Genomic DNA, 3,474 nt, shown 5'->3' with positions numbered 1-3,474 from the left:
ATCGTCAATCCGGACGGCTTACGGGGGACGATCGAAGCGAATCTGCTTCAATCGGTGAGCCGGGCCCTCAAGGAAGAAGTGCGGTTCGGCCCGGCCGGGGTGACCAGCGTGGATTGGCATACGTATCCCGTGCTCACGACGTGCAGACGTCATCGTTGACACCGAGGGTACAGACCAGGCGGTCGTCCACGTCCAGGGTGGTCAGCCTGGCACGGCGCGGCGCCTCGGTCACCAAGATTTCATCGCCGGCGATCGCAAGCCGGCACGGGCAATTGGCGATGTCGCGGCCGAACTCTCGCTTGTAGCGCCCTGACGCGCGAGGCGAAGGCGCGCAAGGCTGAGGCGAAAGGCCGCCGCGGACAGACCCAAGCGAACCGTCCGCGAGTCTGCCGTCCCGACGGCCGCAACGCGGAGGCAGAAGAATACGCCGGCAGCGGACCGGATCGCGGAACTGATTGAGTTCGCGAAGTTGTGGGGTGGGGTCTAGGCTCGCGCTACGGTCACGCGGAGATCGCCGCTTCGGCGTCCCGGACACGGCTTGACAGACGGATCATAATCTTCACGGTCAGTGACGGAGCGGCGGTCAGCAGTTGCCAGAACTCACGCTGGCCGACCACCAAGAGCCGCATGTTTGAATCGGCATCGACGGTGGCCGAGCGGGGTCCCCCGTCCAGCAGGCTCATCTCGCCGAAGAAGTCTCCGCGTCCAAGATGCACCGTGCGGCCTCGCTTGGCGCTCACCGTCGCCCGTCCGTCCACGATCACGAACAGTTCGTGGCCCCGTTCGCCTGCCGTGGCCAGCCGCCTCCCGGCGGAGACCTCGATCTCATCGGCCAGGCGGGCAACCTGCTCGAGCTGTTTCCGCGAGAGATCCCGGAACAGCGGAATGGCTTCTAACAGCGCCACCTTGCTGGATCGCCCGAACACCACGATGCCACCTCCTACCGGACGGTCCCCGCCTTCCGGATCTTCGCACAGCCTTCTCAATCTTTGGGGGTGCGGGTAGAGTACGCTACCATGGACGCCTGGTCCTGCGCTGAGGCCGCGTACCGAACCGGATTCGCCAAAGCCTATCCTCCCGGGGTCTTTTGAGGTTGCGGCGCGGATTTGGGCTGGCGCCGGTCCCGGGGTCCAGCCGGTGATCGACGGGAAGATGACCTTGAGTGCCTCCACAGTGACGCGGTCACGGTACTATGCCGGTCGCCGGAGGATGCCGGCGCCGTTGAGGGAAAATGCACAGTCGATAGTACATGAATTTGGTAATAGTGGGACATGCATTGCTCGATCGGGGGGATCGCTCATGGCAGACGGATTGGTCCTCGGGATCGACGTCTCCGCGTATCAGCCGGCTGAAGACTGGGCGGCGATCAAGGGGTTCGAAGTGGCCAAAGCGTACTGCAAAGTCACGGAAGGCGCGAATTGGGTGGACCATACGTACTTCGCGCACATGAACGGTGCGCGGAACGTCGGGATCCAGCCGGGAGCGTACCATTTCTGGAGACCCAACGACCGGCCGGACGTGCAGGCGAGGTCGTTTTGCAAGCAGGCCGGGTGGAACCCGGAATGGATGAGGCCGGTGCTCGACCTCGAGGTCCTGGCCCCCGGGCAATCCGCCGCCGACGCGCTCGCGGCGATCAACGTGTGGCTGGAGATCGTCGGTGCAATGGTCGGCGGGCCGTGCCGGATCTACACGAACGTCGCGACCTGGCGCGCGCTGGGAAACCCGACAAATTACGCGCAGCACGAACTGTGGATCGCGTATCCGGGCGGGCCGGGGAGTCCGACACCGCCTCCCGACATCGGGTGGGGCCCCGACGGGTGGACCGGCTGGCAATATACGTTCCAGGGCCAGGTCCCCGGACTGAGCGGCGCCGTCGATCTGACGCACTGGCGGGCGTGAGTCTACCTTAGCGTAAACCCTGCGACGAGACGGTAGATCTCGGGGGCGTAGATGTCGCTGTAGTGGTCGCGACCGGGCCACGCGACCGGCTCTCGCGAGGTATGCAGGGGCGTCAGATCCGCGACGACCAGCCGTTTCTGGAGCGCCGCAGCGGCCCCCGGGACTCCGAGGGCCGGCCCGGACGCGCCCGCCGGGGCCGCGATCGGCCAATTCGTATCCAGAGTAAGACTGGCGTACTGTTCGCCGGCTGCGGCGACCACGCTCGGCAGCGGGCCGTCGGCTCCCAGGGCGTGCGCGACGTCGTGCCGGAGTGCCGCGGCGGCACGGGAGAGCAGGTCCATTCCGACCGCCTCCATGTCACCGGCCGCGGTTGACAGGCGCGCGGTAAGAAATCCCTCGAGCTCCCCAAGCAGACCGGGCTTGGCACCGGCCGGGGCCACATTGACGTGCACGAACCGGTCCGCCAGTTGGGCGGCGATTTCGTCCGGACCGAGTTTGCTCGCGAGCGCCGCCTCCAGAAAATCGGGCAGTCCCTTCGCGACCGCCGAGAATCCCGCCTGATTGACGACGTCCCAAACCAAATTTGGGCAATAATATAGTTGACAAATCACCGAACATATGTTAGATTTCAAGTATGAAGACGTCCAACGAAATGCCCAAGGAACCGACCACCCTTCAGGAAGCGGTCCTGTATTTCGCCGATCCCGACAACTGCCGGGCCTACCTCGTTGCGCGGCGCTGGCCGAACGGCGTGACGTGCCCCCGGTGTGGGAACCAACATGTAGTTTTTCTAGCGAACCAGAACCGCTGGCAGTGCGGCAAGCGCCATCCTCAACGGCAGTTCACGCTCAAGACCGGGACCATCTTCGAGGATTCGCCCATCGGCCTCGACAAGTGGCTCACGGCGATGTGGCTCGTCGTCAACTGCAAGAACGGCATCTCGTCGTACGAAATCCACCGCGCCCTCGGCGTCACGCAAAAAAGCGGATGGTTCATGGACCACCGGATTCGGTGCGCCCTCAACATGGCGGCAACCGGCAAACTCGGCGGACTCGGCAAGAGCATCGAAGCGGACGAAAGTTTCATCGGCGGGAAGGCGCGGAACATGCACGTCGCAAAGCGGCTGCGGCGGATCACCGGCACGGGCGGCAAGGACAAGGTGGCCGTCATGGGCATCCTCGAACGGGGCGGGAAGGTCCGCACGGTCGTCGTCCCGAATCGCCGGAAGCAAGCCCTCCAGACGGAGATCAGAAAGCATGTCGAAGCCGGGTCCGCGCTCTACACCGACGCGCTCCTGTCCTACGACGGGTTGGAGGGCGAGTTCGCCCATCAGGTCATCGACCACGCCGTCAAGTACGTGGACGGGCAGGTCCACACGAACGGGCTCGAAAACTTCTGGTCGCTCTTCAAGCGCGGGATCAACGGGACGTACGTGAGCGTGGAACCCTTCCACCTGTTCCGGTATCTCGACGAGGAAGCCTTCCGGTACAACACCGCGAAGGGCATGACCGACGCGGAGCGGCTCAATCTCGCCGTCTGCCAGATCGTCGGGAAGCGGCTCACGTTCGACCAGTT

Annotated in this window: 4 protein-coding genes; 2 read left to right on the top strand and 2 right to left on the bottom strand. The window is 64.7% G+C overall.

Features of this window, described 5'->3' with window-relative positions; translation table 11 throughout:
* Positions 1-500 precede the first annotated feature (500 nt).
* A complete protein-coding gene (locus VGZ23_05195; GenBank protein ID HEV2356990.1) occupies positions 501-929 on the bottom strand; it encodes a cyclic nucleotide-binding domain-containing protein in 429 nt (142 codons plus the stop codon).
* 370 nt (positions 930-1,299) lie between these two features.
* Between VGZ23_05195 and VGZ23_05190 the strand changes: the two genes are divergently transcribed.
* Positions 1,300-1,899 (top strand): GH25 family lysozyme, encoded by a 600-nt coding sequence (locus VGZ23_05190; GenBank protein HEV2356989.1) that lies wholly within the window; start codon positions 1,300-1,302, stop codon positions 1,897-1,899.
* A gap of 2 nt (positions 1,900-1,901) precedes the next feature.
* On the opposite strand, the gene VGZ23_05185 is transcribed toward VGZ23_05190, so the two are convergent.
* On the bottom strand, positions 1,902-2,480 hold the full coding sequence (locus VGZ23_05185; protein ID HEV2356988.1) for a hypothetical protein: 579 nt from the start codon (positions 2,478-2,480) through the stop codon (positions 1,902-1,904).
* 71 nt (positions 2,481-2,551) lie between these two features.
* Between VGZ23_05185 and VGZ23_05180 the strand changes: the two genes are divergently transcribed.
* Positions 2,552-3,474, top strand: a 923-nt coding sequence (locus VGZ23_05180) for an IS1595 family transposase (protein HEV2356987.1), incomplete at its 3' end; no start/stop codon positions are given.

It is taken from the genome of bacterium (genome assembly GCA_035945995.1).
Lineage (GTDB): Bacteria > Sysuimicrobiota > Sysuimicrobiia > Sysuimicrobiales > Segetimicrobiaceae > DASSJF01.
Note: the sequence above shows the minus strand (reverse complement) of the source record. Positions and strands in the feature narration are given on the sequence as shown.